This is a genomic window from Parasutterella muris (assembly GCF_009767915.1).
In the GTDB taxonomy this organism is placed as follows: domain Bacteria; phylum Pseudomonadota; class Gammaproteobacteria; order Burkholderiales; family Burkholderiaceae_F; genus Parasutterella; species Parasutterella muris.
Window position 1 is genome coordinate 17,563 of sequence record NZ_WSRP01000020.1, and the last position, 18,225, is coordinate 35,787.

The window sequence follows — 18,225 nt, forward strand, 5'->3', positions numbered from 1 at the left end:
TGCAGGTACAAGTGGGAACAATAGGTCGGACATTAACTGGAGGAACAATCTCTCAGAACGAAGACTTCACGTTCTCAGGTTCTAATGCGTCAACCGAGACAGTTGGATTGTTAATTGCCACAGGGGCAGATGTCACAAACAATGCCAGCTTAAATTTTCGCAGAGCCGCTTCTTGGAACGGACTGGAGCAACCGATCACTGATATCGGGTTTAAAAACGATGGAACGTTTACCAATAATGGGGAATTGAACTTCAACGGCGGCAATGGAGATTATGGCTCCTTCAGTCATGCCGGAGATGGCTTCCAAATGGTCAATAATGGACATCTCATCAACAAAGGCACTATCTCTGTTAGGGACTGGTTTTCTTATTCCAATGGCAATGCCATAGGTTTTCAAAATAACGGAATTTTTGATAATTACGGAACATTCACAATTCCGAGATATGAAAATGATTACAACGGTACAGGCAAAACTATGTATGGTTTCTGGAATACCGGTACCTTTAATCATTATTCAGGAACTTTTTATATTAAAAATGACGGCGGGAAAAAGACCGCTTCCAATCAATTTTTCTACAACACCGGAACAATGAACCTTTGGGGTCCCATGAACTTTGAAGGGAATTTCAGTCATGGAAAGTTAACCAACAAAGGAGGAACAATTAACTCTATTGCTGCTAATTTTGTCAGCATTGTGGCCGGAGCACCGATTCCTTTAGCTGTCATCGATCCAAGTAATGTCGTCACAACTATTACCGCAAACAGCTATAGAGGTGAATCATCGTTAGGCGAGACTCCTGAGTGGTATCCAAATATGGTCTTTGACGGAGGAACGTTAAACATCATTGATTATGCATCAACCTCCCCGGTGGCTGACAAACTAAGAGAAAAGTTCAACGGAAAAAACGGAGCCCAACTCGTCTTTTCCGGCAGCAGAACCAGCATGGCAGCGGACGAATGGAACTTGGCCACAATCAGAGCTATTCAAGACGAAGGCTTTAATGATTACGTTTTTTATCAAAACGATTTAAATGCTCAGAATGCAAGTGTCAGTGTAGGTAATTCTTCAAGTATTGCAAACAACATCGGCTTCAGGACAATTAATGGCACCTCATCAGTTTCCGTGACAAATGGAAGACGACTAACTCTCACCGGGAGCGGGTCAGGATATGCAGTCGATAGAGATGTGTCAATTAACAACGGCATATTGCGATTAGGACATTCTTCCGCTGGAACTAACGGCGGTTCCATTCATAACATTGCCTTTGCGGGCGGCACGTTGGAGGTCGCACAGGGAGCTTGGACAGGCGGTACTGTTCAAGGAAACGGTAATCTCAGCATTGCTCAAAATTCAAGCTTAGCACTAGCGGAAATTAAGAACATCGACAGTATTACAAACTCAGGAACGCTGAGCGTTAGTCGTGATGTCGCTATTAACGGAACGATTAACAATGTAGGCTATCTAACAGTTTCCAATCTATTAAAGTTCGGGACAAACGCTAAATTAATTAACAACGGCGGTACTCTCCAAACAAATAATGTCATGAATGTTTTCGACTCTGTCGGAAGCAGCGGTGCTCAGGAGCTGAATTATGTCAGTTTGAATGCGTCCGCACCGCAGGCAGTCAGGACCAGTCTGACTGATTTCTTCAGGAAGTATGTTCCGGGCACAGTTGCTAAAACGCTTATCGATCACGCTCAATTCACGGGCGGCAAGATTATTGTCAAGGGCGTCAACCTGACAACAACTCAGAGAGACGATCTTGTAAAGGCATTTAAAGCACAGTTTGGGAGTGCAACAGACATTGAGTTTCAAGGCAACATAAGCGGAATTTCATCCAATGATATTTTGACTGTCGCAAAGGTCAATGAACTTTACGACAATGTCGCAGAGTTGCGAAACGTCATTTATGTCGATCGAGCGCTCGAAGCACAAAACAGTTCCGTTCTTGTCGGAAACTCCGGGCTGAAGGCAAATACCGGCTTTACAGGATTGAACGGCGCAACTGCGACGACAATTCAGGACGGTAAGGAGCTGACCCTCATCGGCGGCAAGACAGGAACAGCAAATCGCTTTGCTCTGACGGACAGCACAATCACAGCAACCGGAAACGGAAAGCTGATTCTGGGCAGCTTGGCCGTTCAAGACAGCGCCTCGTATGTTGGCACGGCGCCAACAGTGAATCTCACAAACGGAGGTCAGCTCAATGTTGTTGCCGGCAACTACCAAGTGCAGAACCTCTCATCGAACTCAGGCACCACAACCGTCAACTCAGGTGCAACATTTCTGTCGAACTCTGTTTCTCTGACGAATGCTGCTTTCCAGAACTCAGGAAACAGCACGGTTTCGACGCTGACTCAGAACGGAGGAAATTTTGTTAATGCCGGAACTATGACGTTGGCCAACGGCACGTTTGGCGGTTCTCTCAACAACACCGGTCAGCTCACGCTGACAGGCAACGTGACGAGCAGCGGGATTTTAAGCAATTCCGGCACTATCAATAACACAGGAACTCTGACAAAAACGAATGTACAAAGCATTAGCGGAACCATTAACAATCAAGGAACTCTGGACTTCCAAGATGGTTTTGCATTTTCCTCTGACGGCCGATTAGTGAGCAGCGGGACCGTTTATACAAACAATATATTGAATATTTTTGACCCTGTCGGAATCAGCGGTCCCCAAGAACTCAATTATGTCAGCTTAGGCTCCACAACCCCGCAGGCAGTAAGAACAAGCCTGACTGAATTTTTCAAAAAATACGTTGTAGGAACTCTGGCGGACTCTCTGGTTCAACACGCAACACTTTCCGGAGGAAAAGTTGTCATTCGCGGAGTCAACCTCACAGAAACTCAGAGGGATGACCTCACAAAAGCATTCAAGGAACAGTTCGGAAACGTTGAACTAGAACTACTTGGCAACATTTCCGGGGTCTCAAGCGACGACAAACTGACAGTTGCTAAGGTCAACGAACTTTATAGCAACGTTGGCGAGCTCCGTGATGTGACGATTCTCAGCCATAGCCTCGAAGGTGAAGGTAAAGCCATTGAAATAGGAGGCAGCGGAGTTCAGCACTCATCCGGTTTCAAAGGTATTAACGATGCAGCCTCCATCACGGTAAAGGACGGCAAGACTCTTGAGCTTGTTGGTGAAAAAGGAGAGAACTCAACCTTCGTGATGACGGCGGTGAACACTGTCGTTGACGGACTTTCAAAACTCGTTTTCGGCTCCAAAGGTTTAAGTGAAACATATTCCGGAAAAGCAGCCGAAGTGCAGCTTACCGAGACAAACGCCTCACTGCTTGCGGCTGCCGGTGTGTACGAAGTGCAAAAAATTACGGGTTCCGGTTCTGTAGAGATTGATGAAGGAGCAAAACTTGCCGTCAACGCAGCTGATCAGACGGGAGAGCTTAACGTTAAAGGAACATTAGAAGTCAAAGGCGATGCCGCTTTAGGTCAAGCAGACCTTGCTGCCGGTTCAACTTTAAACAATTCTTCTAATTTGCATCTTGCATCTATTAATCAATCCGAAGGCGCAGTCTATAACCAGACTGGCGGTTCTATCCAATCCGATTCAGGTTGGTTTGAAAATGCTACACTGAATATCAGCGGAGGCCGCCTAGACGGTTCCCTGATTAAAGACTCAGAAGGCAATTCAGCCGGTCTGGGAAACAATACGATCAATATCAGCGGCTCAGGCAAAAATCCAATTATCGTTACAACTGATCCAGCTGAAAGCAAAAAAGGCTGGAAAGATCATTTAACGCTTGTCTATGCCCCTGAATTGACGAGTGAAACTACAGTCAATATTTACGAAGGCGGTGTACTGCAAGCAGATAAATTAAGTTTTGACGGTACAACTAAAGACTCGGTCGTTCTTGCCGGCGGCGCACTCGAAACCAAGCTAGATCAAATATTTAACGACGTTAAACGTGACTTGCTCACCATCGACGGAACTGATTCCAGTGGACAAATTGGCGTCCCAACTCAGGTCCTTGGTGCAACCAGCGTCGGTTCTTTGCGCGAGGACGTTAAAACCGCTGTGAAAGGCGGCAGCGGACTTGTCGTTTTCAACGATGAGTACCTGAAGATGTCCGGTGTTGTTCAGGCAATGCTGCATTTTGCACTGGAGGCAGAGAACCCGGGAAATATTGATCTCGATAATCCGAGTTCTCCTTCAGACACCTCCAACGGTCTCTATCTTGCTTTCACTGGACAGGTCGACGGGAAGCTGACGGTTGATTTAGCTAATCAATTTGATACAGAACAAACCGGCGGCGGTGCTTTAACCGGTGTCGTCTTGAGCCACACCAAGCTTTATAACGAATCAGTCAATGATCCGGACGGTCAAAATACAGACCTCGTCATCGGCTTTAATGAACACAATCACGAGAATGCAAACGTTATTGATGTCAATAACGGCATTGGTTTTCTCAGTGTCGAAGGAGCAAACCAAGTCCATATTGAAAACGGAAAGGAATTCACCCTTGTCGGTCATCACGATGACGACGATATCAGAACCGATGAAGACCGCAACAATGTCCATAGTGTGCCGGACAGCGTCCTCTTTAATGAAAACACGGCGCTTATCAAGAATGACAACAATGACGGCGGTCATGTAGAAGTTTCCGGCAAATTCACTTACGGCAGCTTTGCTGCTCATACTTCGACTATTGGCTGGATTGGCTCCATACAGATCCATGAGTCCGGAGAGGTAGAAGCAAAAAATGGTGAATTTGCGGTCTGGGATATTGAAAACAACGGGAAAATCCACATCAATAAGGATTCAATTCTCCATTCCCACAATTACACGGGCACGGGAGACTGGCTCAATGAGGGGCAAATTTGGTTAGGAAACTCTCATTCCGGACAAGTTGCCGATAAAGACCATATCCCGTTTGACATCAAAGGTAAGTTTGAAAATGCTGAAGGAGCTATTTTCAGCTCTGCTAATAAAACCAATCTTATTGTCAGCAACGAACTTTTGAATAAAGGCACCGGGCTTTATTCAGTCCTGACGGTTGCTAAAGACGGTTCTTCACACAATAAAGGTGAAGAAAGCGGTAAAGCAATTGATGTCCAAGAAGGAGGCAAACACGTCAATGAAGGCAGCTCTTTCTTTAAGAAAGTCTCTGTTGCCGGTTTGATCCAGAACTTCAAAGACTTCGTTATTGGAAGCGACTCATCAACTTCCACATTAGCTGATCCGGACACGGATGCGGACACCGATCAGAAAGCTTTTGAAGTAGCTGTCGGAGGCCGATTCGAAAATAAGGGAAATTTAGCAGCGTCTAGTATTCAAACGTCTCAAATCGCCGGTGAATTAGACAATACCGGAGTGGCGAATTACAACGACATGGTTATTGCTGCCACTGGCTCTTCTACCACCTCCAATTATGAAAAAGGAGAATGGCTGACAGTCAACGGTTCTCACAGCAACAGTAAGGTTTCAATTTGGAACCGCATTGATGTTGCAAAGACGGGTAAACAAGAAAACTCGGGGTCTTTAGATGTGGGCTCAAGCTTCAACGTAGCCGGGGAATTTGTCAATACTGCCACCGGAACGCTTGACGCCTCCAAAGTTGAGAATACTGAGGTCAGCGGTACTTTGAGCAATTCCGGTCAGGCTCATTACAAAAATATGACCATTTTGGCCGGAGGTAATTCAACCAATAGCGGATATGAAAAAGGAGAATGGCTGACAGTCAACGGCACGCACAGCAACAGCAAGATTTCCATCTGGAACGGCATTGATGTAGCAGCGGGAGGTAAACAAGAAAACTCGGGGTCTTTAGATGTGGGCTCGAGCTTCAACGTGGCCGGAGAATTTGTCAATACAGCAACCGGAATTCTCGATGCCATCAAAGTAGAAAACACTGAGGTCAGCGGTACTTTGAACAACTCCGGGCAGGCTCAGTACAAAGACATGACCATTTTGGCCGGAGGTAATTCAACCAATAGCGGATATGAAAAAGGTGAATGGCTGACAGTCAACGGCTCTCACTCGAACTCCGGAATTTCAATTTGGAATGAAATCAAAATTGAAGGGGACTTTGTAAACACCGGGAAGGTAGAAACTGACAAGCTAATAATTGATGACGGCAAGGTTGAGATCGGCGGAGGAGAACTTACTCTCAAAGATGTTGAGTTAAATGGTGGCGATTTAATTATCGGCAACGATAAACCATCAGCAGATGAAAACAAGGTTCAGCTAGAACTCAAGATCGACAGTAAACCAATCGATACCAATATTTATGTCAAAAACAACGGCGATCTCGGTTTGGGTGAAGATGCTCTGGATTTTGCTGATGTTAATCATGCATTGGGAATTCCGGATGTTCCTAGCCGCCTTGTGGTAACAGAACCGGTTGTTACGGGTCCCGGCGGTGGCATTGCCGTTGGACCTGAAGTGTGGATGAGTGAAGATGAGCATGTGCAGATAGGCAACGGAGACCTGTATTTTGCAGATGACAGCTACACGGTGATTAAAGCTCCGGTCGCAGCTGATACACCCATCTTTACGACCACCAGCGACATAGCCAAAGTTACAGTGGAGCCCGGAGCTACTCTGGTTCTCGGAGGGCTCGAGGAGCCGGGAGATTATTCTATTGTTAGCGGCTTTAACACGGCGGGTAATACTGACGAGGCGGGCTGGATCGGCGGATGGATCGCTAAAGACAATCTTCAAGCGTTAGCCCAAGTCGGCACCGGCCTCGAATGGATTTTGACGCTGCACAGCGACCCAAAAAACATTTGGGTAAATGCCCAGCTCGCGGACGTTAGAACTCTTTATCCGGATATTGTCATTCCAAACAATGTGAATAAAGCTCTCAACGGTCCTTGCAGCAGTGGAGTCGATGAACAGCTGATCTGCAAGATCCTCAAGGATCAAACAGCCGGACGTGACCTGAAAACCAAGCTGTTGAATTCAGTCGTAATGATCGGCCAAGCTTCCGGCGCTTTATCTATTACTAATGATTTAGCAGACAATGCTACGGATTCGGTTGAAAAGCACCTGTCTTTCCGTGACTATGGCTACTCCAACGGTTATCTGAAGGATTACTCGGGTCTGCATTTATGGACTGACATTCTTGGAACTCATCTGAAGACTAAGTCCTTAGAAGGAGCCGGAAATATGACCGGGGGCTATAAGGCCTCTGCCGGAGGAATTATCCTCGGTGCTGATCATCAGTTTGAAGCTATGCCGGCCGTGAGACTCGGTTTTGCGGCTTCCTTCCAGAAAGGTAAAGCTGATTCCCTCGGTGATTACATCGACACTAAGAACAAGTTCAGTCAGTGGATGCTCCACGGCTATGTAGCCAAGGACTTTGGCAATGATCTGAACTGGATCAGTTCTGTCAACGTTGGTCAGAACGTCAGCAAAGCTTCGCAAGGGCTTCCTTCGTGGTCAGGCTTTAGCAAAGCTGAAGCTCAAATCAAGAATACCGTTGCCAATGTTGCCACAAAGCTAGAGAAGAACCTCCAAATCACGGACAACTTCCAACTCATTCCTCATGTCGGCGCTCGCTGGCTTCGTACCCACACGCAGGGCTACAGCACCAAGCTGAACGGTCACAAGGCATTTAGCTATGGTCAGACATCTACGAACTTGCTGCAGGTGCCGGTTGGGGTTGGCCTACAGGGAGAAGTCAGTTTCGGAAGCTGGACAGTCCGTCCGCAAGCAGACCTGACTCTGACCTACAACATTGGGAATTTGCAGAACTCCACGAATGTCTCAGGAGTTTCGATTGGTGAAATGGATTCGGTGAGCAGTGAGTTTGCCAGTCGCTTCTCTTCCAAGCTGCAGGCTGGGTTCCAAGTTGAACACGGTGATGCTACCGCCGGCCTTCAGTTCGGTTTGACGAAGGGCTCAGCCGGAAAGCTTGACACCGGAATCAAGCTGGAAGGCCGTTACCGCTTCTAACCATGAAAAGAAGAACGGACTCCGAAAGGAGTCCGCTCAATCCCGACAAATCCCACAAACAAGAGAAAAGTATGAACAAGACGAAAGAATTACCTTTTCACTTTACTCAGAAGTTCCGAATGGCTGCCGGTTCTAGCCAACTTGAGAAAAGAATTCTCAATTTTGTAGATCAGGAGCCAATCTGGACGAATGTGCATTTCTCGGTAGCCCTTCCAGTTACCGGTCAAAGAGTGGTCTTTAAATCGCAAAGGTATCTCAGTTCCTTTAATCAGAATTTCAATGACTTCATAAAGAAGTTCCATATTCTTTCCTTGCGCTTCCATTTTCTTTACGTCTTTCAGAAAAGACTTAGAGGCGTCAAGGGTCAGCATTCTTTCTCTACAGCGGATAGCAGTTCTTGGAAATTAGAAAACTTGCGGCCTTTGCCTTCTTCTAATTCATTCATTGCTGCAATAGTCTCTTCATTAGGTACATACGTGCTAAAGGGAATATCTCGCTCAGCAACCAATTTTGTCAAAGTCATCCGCACTAAATCGGATATGGACAGGCCCATAGCAGAAAGAATTTCGCTCGCTTCTGATTTCAATTCTTTGTCGAGTCGGACTCGAATGAAAGAATCAGCTGTTGTCATATCAACCTCCTGTTTTAATTCGCGCCTACATTGTAGCACTTTGAGAGACGCGACTATGGCGGGGTATTGATATGCCAGCAATCCATTGCCCAAAACAAACACATGCTGACCGTTGGCAAAAAATGACTCCGGATGCAGCTGTTCGCCGCTGTATTGCTGAAGCGCTTTTTGCCCATGGTGCAACGCTGAACGAAACCGTTGAGACATTGAATCTCAATCGCCACACTGCCGAAGGCTGGCGCTACGTCTATCTCTGCGGTTTAAACGGCAGCGTTTGCAGATTGTTTGATCGAGCCAGCCAGAGGGAGTTCATTGTGCCTCTGCTCAAAGACGGTTTTGGCTACAAGGTTATTTCAAGAACTTTTGGTCTTGACTTGTGGTTTGTCAGAGACACGGCAAGATCGTTCAGGCGAGGTCTTCTCGATTATGAAGGAGGTCTGCATGAATGAGAAATCAAGCAGGCTGAACGTCCAGCTGAACCCCCAGAGCCTTCAGAATCAGGCTCATTGTTGTAAAGCCGGGATTGCCTTCAGGACTCAGTGCTTTATAAAGTCCATCTCTAGACAGTCCGCTTTTACGGGCAACTTCTGTCATGCCTTGAGCTTTGGCGATGTCGAGAACGGCGGAACGGATCAAAGAACCGTCTCCCGGGTCTTCATCAAAACAGGCTCGAAGATACAGGATGTAGTCTCTTTCGTCCGTCAGATAGTCTGTAGGATCATAGGCCTTGCCAAGTTCTGTCTTTCTCATTTAATCAATTGCGAAAGTAAAAGCCTATTCTTGTACGAATCGGTCGATAGCAGAACGAATCACATCATTAATCTTGATGCCGTGCTTGCGTGCATAGGCAGCAAGAGCTTGATGCCGTTCAGAGCCCAGGCGAATATTGAGGTTCCCGGAAAAAGGTTTTTCCGGACTGATATTTTCGTTTTTACAGTAGGCCAAGTAATCGTCCACAGTTTGATGAAATGCCTTTTGGAGTTCAATCAATGTCTGAGCTTCGTAAACCAAACCGCAACGAACCCCGAGAACTCTTCCCGTCAGAAGATTATCCGAAAAATCGCAGTCAACCGACCCTTCATACCCCTTGTATCTAAGCATATTTACTGTCATAAATACCCCATTGTTCTCAATGATTCAACAATATTACGTATGGTTCCTCTTCCCAAAACATTTCTGGGATGGGGGCGAGCACAAAAAATCACGTCGCTTTTAGAACTGCGTGAAACAAAACGCCCGTGTGAACCACCACGATCGCCTGTCCAATCAAAACCAAGTGAACTAAGCACAGAGCAAAGCTCATTGAAGGTTATATCCGATGCGGTAGGAAATTTGGTTAGACGGATTAGCAATTTGTCGTTTTTAGTCAAAATATTTCCTTCGCTCGTTACTAATTTTAGTAACAAACCAATATTAAAGCAATTTATCTTCGTTCTGTGTGTTGCTGCACCACTGCACCTCGCTCAGGCTGATGAGTTTGCCGATCTTGCTCAGCGCTGCGCTCCGAGTGTTGCCGTTGATACCCTGAGAGCAATTGTGAAGACTGAATCGAACTTCAATCCGTATGCGATCGGCGTTGTCGGCGGCAGCATTCCTCAGCCCAAGTCATTTCACGAGGCAATGGCAGCAATTGCTCGTCTGGAGCTCGCGGGTGCCAACTACTCGGTAGGACTCGGACAAATCAATAAAAGTAATTTTGCAGCCTTTGGCATTGATGCAGCCAAGGCGTTGGACGCCTGCACAAATCTGAGCGTTGCGGCTCAGATTTTGGGCGACTGCTATGCCAGAGCTCAAAAAAACGGCACCACACAATCTAAAAACCTGCATGACGCACTGTCTTGTTATTACAGCGGAAATTTCAAGCAGGGCTACAGCCACGGCTACGTGAACTCTGTTCGCAAAAACGCAGGTTTGAAAAAAATTCCTTCTCTTTCTTCAACAGAAGAAGAGAAGCCTTCAACTCAATCAACTCTGATTGTTTCAACCCAAGACTCTCAAAGAGGCCTCATTTTTTAACTCTCAATTTTTTAACTCTCAAGCAAGGAGAAAACATGCTTAAAACTTTAAAAATCCTTTCCCCCGTTTTGTTCGTTTCGCTCATGATTTGTGAGCCTGCACTGGCAGCCGCTGGGACACAGAGCGTAAACACATTGTTCAACACGATTCTCTCAACCCTTCAGGGCGTATCTCTTGCTGTTGTGACGGTCGCCATTGTGTGGGCAGGCTACAAGGTTTTGTTTATGGGTGTTGCGCTTCAGCAGGTTGCTGGACCGTTCATGGGGGCCGTTGTGATTGCTGCTGCTCCGTGGCTTGCCCAACTGCTGGTGGGTTAAATGCAAACGTCGAGTCCTTTGTTCAAAGGGGCGACGAGGCCCGCGTGCATCGCGGGCGTCCCAATCAAACCTTTTGTTCTGAATCTGGGGATTTGGATTCTGCTTGCAGTATACGTCTGGATTCCACTCATGCTGGTGTGTCCAATCACGCATTTCGTCCTCAGCAAATTTGCTGAAAAGGACGATCAGATTTTCAACCAATTGTTTTCCTACTTCCGGTTGAACATCTTGGGACATAAGAACCGCCTCTTTTGGAACGGAATCAGCTCGTTCAGTCCTCGTCAGCAAAAAGAACTTTTTGTATTTGAAAAAAGAGAAAAGAATGTTTGAAGAAAAACGAAGATTGGCCAACGGGGAACGGTCGCTTTCGCACTACATCCCGTTTAGTGCGGTCATTGACCGCGGTGTCGTAATCTGCAAAAACGGCGATCTGGTAGGAACCGTCCGAATCTCCGGCCGCGTTTTCGAGGCTGTCAGCAACGAGGTTCTCCAGAGAGACGCTGAAAGGCAAAACAACTTTTTGAAGGTGATGGCTGCTTCGTCCAGCACGGACGAAATGAGCATCAAAGTTCATCGTATTCGCAGAATCATTCATGACGAACTTTCAGCTCCGTCGGACCCGAAAACCGAATTTGTCAATGATTTCATCCGGTCCTACAACTCGGGATTGTCAACGGATTCGCTAATGGCAACAGAGCTGTACGTGTCGCTTATCAGCCACAAAGCTACAAGCGTCAGACTCGACAAGGCAAATGTTGACGAAGTCAAGGAAGAAATCCTAGAGCGTCTTTCGATATTCAAAAAGGTCTTTTCGAACCTGGTTGATTCGCTTGCGGATTATGAACCGGAGATTCTGCGTGAATACAAAAAGAACAAAGAAACCTTCAGTCACCAATTAAGTTTCTATAACTTTTTGCTTACGGGTTTTTGGCAGCCTGTCCGAGTGCCGTGCATGCCGTTATCTGAAGTGCTGGGCAATGTCCAAATTTTTTGCGGAGCGGATACGCTTCAGTTTCAGAGCGCACTCTCCACTCAATTTGCTCAGTCAATTGAGCTGAAGGACTTCCCTACAGCCACCTATTCGCGGCTGTTGGATGTGATGCTATACAACAGTGTTCAGCAGGATGCCCCCTATTGTTTCATTGAAACTCAATCTTTTACCTGCATGAGCAAACTGAAGGGGCTGAAGGTCCTCAAACAGCAGCAGAATCAGCTGAAATCTGCCAATGACGACGGTGTTTCCCAAATTCAGCTGCTGTCGTTTGCGCGCGATATGGTTGCAAACGGCGAACTCGTCATGGGTGACTACTCATATTCATTGTTGGTTTTCGGCGAAAACGAGAAAGCCGCGACCAAAAACGCCAACGACTCAATCAAGAAATTGCAGGATGCAGGATTTTTGCCGATCAAATCAACTCTAGCGTTATTTGCGTGTTTCCTGCATCAGCTTCCCGGCAGCAAGGAACGAGCGAGAATCGCAAAAATCACGAGCATGAATTTTGCGCATCTTGCCTCATTTCACAATTTCCCCTGTGGAAAGCGAAACCGAAATCCTTGGGGTGAGGCGGTTGCACTAATGCGCATGCCCTCAAACCAACCCTACTATTTCAATTTTCATTACACCGATCCGAATGTTGACTCAACCGGAGATGTGCCGCTCGGCAACACAGCAATTCTTGGGGCGTCAGGTGCCGGAAAAACGGTTCTTTTGAATTTTTTGCTTTTTTCCGCTCAAAAATTCAGAACCGCAGAAAACGATCTGTCAATCATCCTTTTTGACAAAGATAAGGGCGCTGAACTCGCTATTCGTGCAATGGGTGGCGGCTACCTGTCCATCGAAAACGGCAAGCCCTCCGGGATCAATCCGTTCCAGATGGAACCTACGCCGGAAAACATCCAGTTTCTGATCGGATGGACAAAACGGCTCATTGCCAGAGACGGCCTGCCGATTGAACCGCTTGACGAAAAACGCCTTGCGGACGCCGTTCAAACAGTTATGAGTATGCCGAAGCAGTACCGCCGATTAGCAGTTTTGCCGCAATCTCTGCAACAGGGAGATCGGGCTGAGGACGCAAAAAAATCTCTGAAGATTCGCTTAAACAAATGGATCACAACAGGAGCCCTGGCATGGTGCTTTGACAACGAGGAGAACACGCTCGATCTGAACGAATTTAAAAATTTCGGAATCGACGGAACGGATTTTCTTGAAAATGAAGAATGCCGCGGTGCATTCACTGAAATTATTTTGTATCTGATCGAGTCGCAGGTGATGAAGGACAAGCGGCGAACGATCATTGTCATGGACGAGTTCTGGAAGTATTTGGCAGACCCTGCCACCGAGAAGTACGCCTTTGACAAATTGAAAACGATTCGTAAGCAAAACGGGATATTCGTTTTCGCCTCTCAAAGCCCCGAGGACATTCTCAAAAATGAGAGAGGAAGCGCCTTCATCGACAACACGGCAACAAAAATCTACCTGCCGAACCCGGACGCGAACGAACGGGATTATGTCGAGGGATTCAAAACGACGAAGGACGAGTTCAATTTGATCAAAGGCCTGGATCGACAGAGCCGAATGATGCTGGTTAAGCAGGGCTCCGTTTCTGTTCTGCTGAGGCACGACTTGGGGAACTTCCGAAAGGCGCTGAAGGTTTTAAGCGGCTCAGCAGGAACGACAGCCTTTGGGGAAAAGCTGTTTGAGCTCGTCGGAACTGAACCGAACACGTGGATTCCGTATTTTTTCGGTGAGAAAACGCTGCCTGCGCAGCCGAAGGAAGAAGTATGAGTAAAGAAAACCAATCAAAAAAGATCGGAATGAGTTCCGGTACGCACCGCAATGATTTCTTTGTCAGTTTTCTTATAGATCAAAAGCCAGTCAGGTTCCATGTGCAGTTCCCGATAACCTCTCCAATTGCCCTTAAGCGGATGATCACGCAATTGATAAGACAGAGCCTCTTCACAGATAAGGGACTGAAGGATGCGCTCCAATTTTCCAATGTCCTTCCCGCGTTTCTCCATCAAATCCAAATCCTTATCAAAAAGCCTGGTCGTTCCAAAGCGGAGCATTACTTGCCTCGATTTTTAAAGTATGAAGACACCTCGTGGTATGTCACGTCCCCATTTTCAGTAGCTTGCATTGCCCGAATCGTTTCTTGGTTTGGAACGTCGATTGAAAAAGGCATTTTCTTTTCATTGACTAATTTGAGAAGAGAAATGCGAAAAAAATCAGAGAAATTTAAACCCATGGAGCTTAAAAGTTCTGAGGCTTCCTTCTTGAGTTCTTTATTAACTCGAATTCGGATTGAGTCATTACTAGCAGTCGTGGGCATTTTTGACCTCCGTTATAACAATGTTACTACACATTATAAAGGAAGATAAATGAAATACAAGAAATTATTACTCGCAGCGGTTCTTTCTGCCGGATTGACTTCCGGGGCATTTGCCAGCGGCATTCCAACGGTTGACGCCGCAGCTATTGCACAAATGGTCCAGCAATTGACTCAGCTGCAACAAATGTATTCGCAGCTACAGGCGCAGTACAACACTGCCGTCAGTCAGCTGAATGCCATCACGGGCAATCGCGGACTCGGAATGATCCATTACGACTCAAAACTGAGGAATTTGATTCCGCTGGACGCTCAGCTTCGCTTGAACGCGATTGTGCGCGGAACCGGTTCTTTGAGTTCTCTCGGCAAAGAAGTTTTTGACAGGCTGAACCTTGGTCAGGCTTGCGAGAACTATACGGGGGAAGTCAAAGAAAACTGCCTTAAGAGTCAAAGTTTTGTCGCTGAACAGCAGGCAATTCTTGAAGAAACTCAAAAAACTGTGACTCAGAGGCTGGAAAAAGTCGAACTTTTAATGCAGCAGATCAACAGCGCAACAGACGCCAAAGCGATTGCCGATCTTTCCGCCCGCATTCAGGCTGAGCAGGTTGCTCTTTCGTCCTCGAAACTTGCCGCTGAGTTCCAACAGGCTCAAATGAATCAACAAGCTGAGATCGTCAAGGAACAGGCTCGGCAAGAGGCGATGAAGCAAATCTTTCCTGAGCTGACTCAGGAAGATGTGAAAAACGCCCTGAAACCGATAAAGATGCGATAAGGAGCAAATATGAGCGGGGTTTTCGCGACTTTTGGTGAAGGCATCCGAAGCAGCCTGACTAATTTTGCAGAGGCTGCCTCCGGGCAAATCGCCTCAGAAATTGCGATTGTCGTCTACACCGGCGTTCTTCTCTATTTCATGATCCGTGCGTATCTGCTGATGACGGGGCGAATTGAGGGTGCAATTCCTGATTTGGTAACTCAATGCGCAAAGATCGTGCTGATTGCGTTTTTTGCCTTGAATGCAGGGAATTTCGCAACCTATGTCATTCCGGCGGTCTACGGCGTTGAAGGCATGCTTCTCGGTGCACTTTCAAGCGCATCAGGTTTCGCAGACCTGAATAACTGTTGGTCGATAGTTGATATGACTTGGGAGTCATTCATGAAAGGAGTCTCTGCGATCCAAAACATCTGGAGCAAATTGAGCTGGGGTGTTTTTGGAGACTCAATGGCGCTGATTGCGTTTGTGCTAGCGATGCTCGTGCTCATCTTTTTTGTGTCGATCTACTTCATGTTTTTCGCGGTCGGTTATCTCATGCTGTACGAGATATTTCTTGTGATGGGGCTCTCCTTTGGACCGCTGTTTATTTGCACCCTGATGTTCCCAGCAACACGCAGCTGGTTCGACGGCTGGCTCAGGGCAATCATTTGTTGGGTTTTCACTCTGGTTGCAATTGCCGGGATGCTTTGCTTATTGGATGGAATTTTTACCACCAATATTGATGAGTTAACTTTGGCGGCTGAAGAAGCTCAAGCTGCTAAGAATTTTTCCACTCTATCGCTAAAACTTGCGACGTTTTCCGTCATCGTTCTTGCGGTTGCGACGGTTGTCAAATCGATTCCGTCCTTTGCCTCCGGCATTACGGGCGGTGTTGCGCTTCAGGCCGCAAGCGTTGCAGGCATGTTCTCAAGTGTCGGTAGAACCATGGCGGCAGCTACCGGCGGAGCGATTCTCGGCTATGGAGCGGCAACTCACAATGACGAGCTGCGGGAGAAAGCACGAAACATTCTTGGCTCGGGAGGATTGACGAACACCGGGTCTTTTGCCTCCGCAGCTATGGGCTATTCATTGGGCTCTGCGGCTCGTCTTTTCGGCTTTGACCATGCAAATGGAGAAACAAACGGGGCAACAACAGCGCCGCCCTCTCAGCAGCAGACACCTCAAGAGGAAGCTCAAGCGGCACGAAACGCCGCATCGGTCGGCGTTCCCGGTGCATTTGGAGAGTCGTCCGCTCCTTCAGCCGGAGCAAGCGGTTCTCAAAGCGCGTCCGGGGCGGCAGGCGCACCGGGTACGACAGGACCAACAGGGGAAGTGGGAGCGACAGGGGCCAGTGGAGCAGTCGGCGCTGCCGGGGCTGTAGGCGCAGCAGGAGCCGCCGGAGTTTCAGGTGTTTCGAGTGCAATGGATAAAGATTCTAATTTCAGCACTGATCACTCACAGTTCGACTACAAGTCCGATTTCAGCGCGTCTGAACACAAGGCTCCGGAGGCTGAAGTGCCTCAATCAGCATCCGGCACATCTGCTTCCCAATCTGTACCAACAGAAGCCGAGCAAGTGGAACAGCAGCAAGAAATCCGCGCTTAGGCCAATGAAAAGGCCGCCGACGAAATTTTGAAGAACTCAAAACAAAAGGGAGAAGGAAATGTTAAATAATCCAAATTACAAAAAGTTAACCACAACTCTTTTACCGAGGGCTTTTGCGTATCGGGTAAGTGAATTATGTGACGGAAGAATCCCTGAAGCTAAATTGCGTTCAAGCCGAGCAACAGCTGATTGCGTTGTTCCCATCAAGACGGCAACTTCACCTTGTGTTAAACCAACGCACTCTCTGGCTTTCACTACATTCTTGAAAGAAATATATTCGCGATCAGCTTCTTTATATGCCTTTTCAAACTCCGGGTCTTTTCTCTGCTCAGACAGTACCTGGTTAAAAGATTTAATAATTGTCATTGATAAACTCCTTATACCTTTTAAGCGCAATTTCGAGGTTTTTCGCAGGCGTCTTTTGTGTTTTCTTCACGAAAGAATGCAAAATAACAATCCTTTTCTGAACGCAAACGCAGTAAATACATCTGCCAATCCCCTCAAGGGCTTTAGCACGAATTTCAAACAGGGAGCCGGTTCCAGCAATCTTTTTTGTAAAGGGCTCACCGAGATTCGGACCATCCACCTTCATTCGTTCCAAAAGATAGAAACATTTAGCGCGAATCGCTGTAGGCAACATCACAAGCTCGTCCAATGCTTTTTGGTTAGCAAACTCAATCTCAAAGAGTTGCGAACCTTTTTCTGCCTCAATAAGAGAAGTTTTAACTTTATCCATGAAAATTATATCAAAAATGCGATATTGGAATGTACCACGAAGCTCAAATTGATTCTACCTGTAATCCTTTGTGTTTCTTTGCTCGGATGCGGCGCCCCGAAGCCGCCACAGCCAACCGGCCAAAAGGTTTCAATTGAGGCCTTTGCTCAACAGCGTTCAGAGGAAAACCGACTGAAGGTTGCCGCCGCACGAGCAGGACATCAAACCAAGACAAATTTCCGATTCGGTTACGAGGATGGAAATAAGGAGTCAGGGCAATGAAGAACCTACTCGTCTATTCCAAGGATGAGAGCAAGTTTGCCAAGAACTTCATCGACGATGTATTGAGGAGCGGATTCAACAAAAGCAGCCCTTCTAGCTTTGACATCCATCGTTCGGATTTGATCACAAATAATGACTCCGGATGTCTGAAGTCCGGTTCCAATGAGTGGGACCGTGAGGCCATGTTCACGATTAAACGCAGCCCCATTGCTAATGGCGGCAACAATAACTCGATTAGAAAGAGCATTAACCTGTCGAACGCTGACAACGAAAGCAGGACGTACACCCTGCTGTTCCTGTCCCATCGAGGGATCAAAGCCTATGCGAATTATGTCGCCTTGCTGAAGAACTTTGTTCATAACATTTCAGTCCCAACGGGTTTCATTCGATCCCACGCCGCATACTCTTCTTCAAGCAAGGGCATGATTTGCTTGTGTTCTTCAAGCAGCTGGTTCAAGTCATATTTCGGAAGTTTTCTGCGCTTTGGCTTTGAGTCAATGACGAGCTTCCCATTATCAAACGTGTATTCAACGTTGTCCCCGGCTTTTGCATTCAGCAGATCCAGCAGCGTTTTCGGGAGTGTGAGGACAACAGAACCTCCAACCTTTCGCAATGCGAGTGTTGCCATAAGTACCTCTTAACTCAAAAAGTTATTTA

Annotated in this window: 19 protein-coding genes; 8 read left to right on the forward strand and 11 right to left on the reverse strand. The window is 47.0% G+C overall.

From position 1 onward, the window contains the following. Window positions 1-11 precede the first annotated feature (11 nt). The gene (locus E5987_RS07360) at window positions 12-7,925 is read left to right on the forward strand and encodes an autotransporter outer membrane beta-barrel domain-containing protein (protein WP_237178762.1); all 7,914 of its coding nucleotides are present in this window, start codon (window positions 12-14) and stop codon (window positions 7,923-7,925) included. Window positions 7,926-8,014: 89 nt separating this feature from the next. Here E5987_RS07360 and E5987_RS07365 read toward each other — a convergent pair whose 3' ends face one another. Both E5987_RS07365 and E5987_RS07370 read right to left on the reverse strand, forming a co-directional pair. Beyond that, window positions 8,015-8,296 carry a type II toxin-antitoxin system YafQ family toxin gene (locus E5987_RS07365; RefSeq protein WP_160335459.1) on the reverse strand — a complete coding sequence of 94 codons (282 nt, stop codon included), beginning with the start codon at window positions 8,294-8,296 and terminating at the stop codon, window positions 8,015-8,017. Continuing rightward, window positions 8,290-8,556, reverse strand: coding sequence for a type II toxin-antitoxin system RelB/DinJ family antitoxin (locus E5987_RS07370; RefSeq protein ID WP_160335460.1), 267 nt, complete (start codon window positions 8,554-8,556; stop codon window positions 8,290-8,292). The genes E5987_RS07365 and E5987_RS07370 overlap by 7 nt, the downstream gene beginning before the upstream one ends. Before the next feature lie 71 nt (window positions 8,557-8,627). Here E5987_RS07370 and E5987_RS07375 point away from each other — a divergent pair, with 71 nt between their 5' ends. Next, on the forward strand, window positions 8,628-9,005 hold the full coding sequence (locus E5987_RS07375) for a hypothetical protein (protein WP_160335461.1): 378 nt from the start codon (window positions 8,628-8,630) through the stop codon (window positions 9,003-9,005). A gap of 4 nt (window positions 9,006-9,009) precedes the next feature. On the opposite strand, the gene E5987_RS07380 is transcribed toward E5987_RS07375, so the two are convergent. From E5987_RS07380 to E5987_RS13480, 3 genes are read right to left on the reverse strand one after another with little or no spacing between them, the layout of a single operon-like run. Further along, a complete protein-coding gene (locus E5987_RS07380; protein WP_160335462.1) occupies window positions 9,010-9,306 on the reverse strand; it encodes an addiction module antidote protein in 297 nt (98 codons plus the stop codon). A gap of 24 nt (window positions 9,307-9,330) precedes the next feature. Next, window positions 9,331-9,669, reverse strand: a complete 339-nt coding sequence (locus tag E5987_RS07385) for a type II toxin-antitoxin system HicB family antitoxin (protein WP_160335463.1) — start codon at window positions 9,667-9,669, stop codon at window positions 9,331-9,333. Next, window positions 9,666-9,962 (reverse strand): type II toxin-antitoxin system HicA family toxin, encoded by a 297-nt coding sequence (locus E5987_RS13480; RefSeq protein WP_363325334.1) that lies wholly within the window; start codon window positions 9,960-9,962, stop codon window positions 9,666-9,668. The genes E5987_RS07385 and E5987_RS13480 overlap by 4 nt, the downstream gene beginning before the upstream one ends. On the opposite strand from E5987_RS13480, the gene E5987_RS07395 reads away from it, so the two are divergent. The 4 genes from E5987_RS07395 to E5987_RS07410 are packed head-to-tail and all read left to right on the forward strand — an operon-like array spanning window position 9,910 to window position 13,674. Next, window positions 9,910-10,572, forward strand: coding sequence for a lytic transglycosylase domain-containing protein (locus tag E5987_RS07395; RefSeq protein WP_160335465.1), 663 nt, complete (start codon window positions 9,910-9,912; stop codon window positions 10,570-10,572). The two genes, E5987_RS13480 and E5987_RS07395, sit on opposite strands and share 53 nt — an antisense overlap. Window positions 10,573-10,607: 35 nt before the next feature. Next, entirely contained in the window at window positions 10,608-10,889 is a 282-nt protein-coding gene (locus E5987_RS07400; RefSeq protein ID WP_160335466.1) for a TrbC/VirB2 family protein, read from the forward strand. Further along, complete coding sequence (locus tag E5987_RS13485) at window positions 10,890-11,219, forward strand: VirB3 family type IV secretion system protein (protein ID WP_160335467.1); 330 nt, start codon at window positions 10,890-10,892, stop codon at window positions 11,217-11,219. Then, window positions 11,212-13,674 carry a VirB4 family type IV secretion/conjugal transfer ATPase gene (locus E5987_RS07410; protein WP_160335468.1) on the forward strand — a complete coding sequence of 821 codons (2,463 nt, stop codon included), beginning with the start codon at window positions 11,212-11,214 and terminating at the stop codon, window positions 13,672-13,674. Before E5987_RS13485 ends, E5987_RS07410 begins: the two co-directional genes overlap by 8 nt. Before the next feature lie 14 nt (window positions 13,675-13,688). Here E5987_RS07410 and E5987_RS07415 read toward each other — a convergent pair whose 3' ends face one another. Then, a complete protein-coding gene (locus tag E5987_RS07415) occupies window positions 13,689-13,955 on the reverse strand; it encodes a type II toxin-antitoxin system RelE/ParE family toxin (protein ID WP_160335469.1) in 267 nt (88 codons plus the stop codon). Then, window positions 13,955-14,218: a type II toxin-antitoxin system RelB/DinJ family antitoxin gene (locus tag E5987_RS07420; RefSeq protein ID WP_160335470.1), complete on the reverse strand. Its 264-nt coding sequence runs from the start codon at window positions 14,216-14,218 to the stop codon at window positions 13,955-13,957. The genes E5987_RS07415 and E5987_RS07420 overlap by 1 nt, the downstream gene beginning before the upstream one ends. A gap of 49 nt (window positions 14,219-14,267) precedes the next feature. Here E5987_RS07420 and E5987_RS07425 point away from each other — a divergent pair, with 49 nt between their 5' ends. Then, on the forward strand, window positions 14,268-14,987 hold the full coding sequence (locus E5987_RS07425; protein ID WP_160335471.1) for a TrbJ/VirB5 family protein: 720 nt from the start codon (window positions 14,268-14,270) through the stop codon (window positions 14,985-14,987). A gap of 9 nt (window positions 14,988-14,996) precedes the next feature. After that, window positions 14,997-16,571 carry a TrbL/VirB6 family protein gene (locus E5987_RS07430; RefSeq protein ID WP_160335472.1) on the forward strand — a complete coding sequence of 525 codons (1,575 nt, stop codon included), beginning with the start codon at window positions 14,997-14,999 and terminating at the stop codon, window positions 16,569-16,571. A 75-nt stretch (window positions 16,572-16,646) separates the two neighbouring features. On the opposite strand, the gene E5987_RS07435 is transcribed toward E5987_RS07430, so the two are convergent. From E5987_RS07435 to E5987_RS07450, 4 genes are all read right to left on the reverse strand, one after another. Beyond that, window positions 16,647-16,937 (reverse strand): helix-turn-helix domain-containing protein, encoded by a 291-nt coding sequence (locus tag E5987_RS07435; protein ID WP_160335473.1) that lies wholly within the window; start codon window positions 16,935-16,937, stop codon window positions 16,647-16,649. After that, a complete protein-coding gene (locus E5987_RS07440; RefSeq protein WP_160335474.1) occupies window positions 16,924-17,307 on the reverse strand; it encodes a type II toxin-antitoxin system RelE/ParE family toxin in 384 nt (127 codons plus the stop codon). The genes E5987_RS07435 and E5987_RS07440 overlap by 14 nt, the downstream gene beginning before the upstream one ends. 266 nt (window positions 17,308-17,573) lie before the next feature. Further along, the gene (locus tag E5987_RS07445) at window positions 17,574-17,927 is read right to left on the reverse strand and encodes a type II toxin-antitoxin system PemK/MazF family toxin (protein WP_160335475.1); all 354 of its coding nucleotides are present in this window, start codon (window positions 17,925-17,927) and stop codon (window positions 17,574-17,576) included. Further along, window positions 17,924-18,196: an AbrB/MazE/SpoVT family DNA-binding domain-containing protein gene (locus tag E5987_RS07450; RefSeq protein WP_160335476.1), complete on the reverse strand. Its 273-nt coding sequence runs from the start codon at window positions 18,194-18,196 to the stop codon at window positions 17,924-17,926. The genes E5987_RS07445 and E5987_RS07450 overlap by 4 nt, the downstream gene beginning before the upstream one ends. Window positions 18,197-18,225: the final 29 nt, after the last annotated feature.

What these genes read in the sequence shown, in the direction of transcription:
- E5987_RS07365 (WP_160335459.1), bottom strand. Translation starts at nt 8,296, where the DNA reads ATGCTGACCCTTGACGCCTCTAAGTCTTTTCTGAAAGACGTAAAGAAA.
- E5987_RS07370 (WP_160335460.1), bottom strand. Translation starts at nt 8,556, where the DNA reads ATGACAACAGCTGATTCTTTCATTCGAGTCCGACTCGACAAAGAATTG.
- E5987_RS07375 (WP_160335461.1), top strand. Translation starts at nt 8,628, where the DNA reads ATGCCAGCAATCCATTGCCCAAAACAAACACATGCTGACCGTTGGCAA.
- E5987_RS07380 (WP_160335462.1), bottom strand. Translation starts at nt 9,306, where the DNA reads ATGAGAAAGACAGAACTTGGCAAGGCCTATGATCCTACAGACTATCTG.
- E5987_RS07385 (WP_160335463.1), bottom strand. Translation starts at nt 9,669, where the DNA reads ATGACAGTAAATATGCTTAGATACAAGGGGTATGAAGGGTCGGTTGAC.
- E5987_RS07400 (WP_160335466.1), top strand. Translation starts at nt 10,608, where the DNA reads ATGCTTAAAACTTTAAAAATCCTTTCCCCCGTTTTGTTCGTTTCGCTC.
- E5987_RS13485 (WP_160335467.1), top strand. Translation starts at nt 10,890, where the DNA reads ATGCAAACGTCGAGTCCTTTGTTCAAAGGGGCGACGAGGCCCGCGTGC.
- E5987_RS07410 (WP_160335468.1), top strand. Translation starts at nt 11,212, where the DNA reads ATGTTTGAAGAAAAACGAAGATTGGCCAACGGGGAACGGTCGCTTTCG.
- E5987_RS07415 (WP_160335469.1), bottom strand. Translation starts at nt 13,955, where the DNA reads ATGCTCCGCTTTGGAACGACCAGGCTTTTTGATAAGGATTTGGATTTG.
- E5987_RS07420 (WP_160335470.1), bottom strand. Translation starts at nt 14,218, where the DNA reads ATGCCCACGACTGCTAGTAATGACTCAATCCGAATTCGAGTTAATAAA.
- E5987_RS07425 (WP_160335471.1), top strand. Translation starts at nt 14,268, where the DNA reads ATGAAATACAAGAAATTATTACTCGCAGCGGTTCTTTCTGCCGGATTG.
- E5987_RS07430 (WP_160335472.1), top strand. Translation starts at nt 14,997, where the DNA reads ATGAGCGGGGTTTTCGCGACTTTTGGTGAAGGCATCCGAAGCAGCCTG.
- E5987_RS07435 (WP_160335473.1), bottom strand. Translation starts at nt 16,937, where the DNA reads ATGACAATTATTAAATCTTTTAACCAGGTACTGTCTGAGCAGAGAAAA.
- E5987_RS07440 (WP_160335474.1), bottom strand. Translation starts at nt 17,307, where the DNA reads ATGGATAAAGTTAAAACTTCTCTTATTGAGGCAGAAAAAGGTTCGCAA.
- E5987_RS07445 (WP_160335475.1), bottom strand. Translation starts at nt 17,927, where the DNA reads ATGAACAAAGTTCTTCAGCAAGGCGACATAATTCGCATAGGCTTTGAT.
- E5987_RS07450 (WP_160335476.1), bottom strand. Translation starts at nt 18,196, where the DNA reads ATGGCAACACTCGCATTGCGAAAGGTTGGAGGTTCTGTTGTCCTCACA.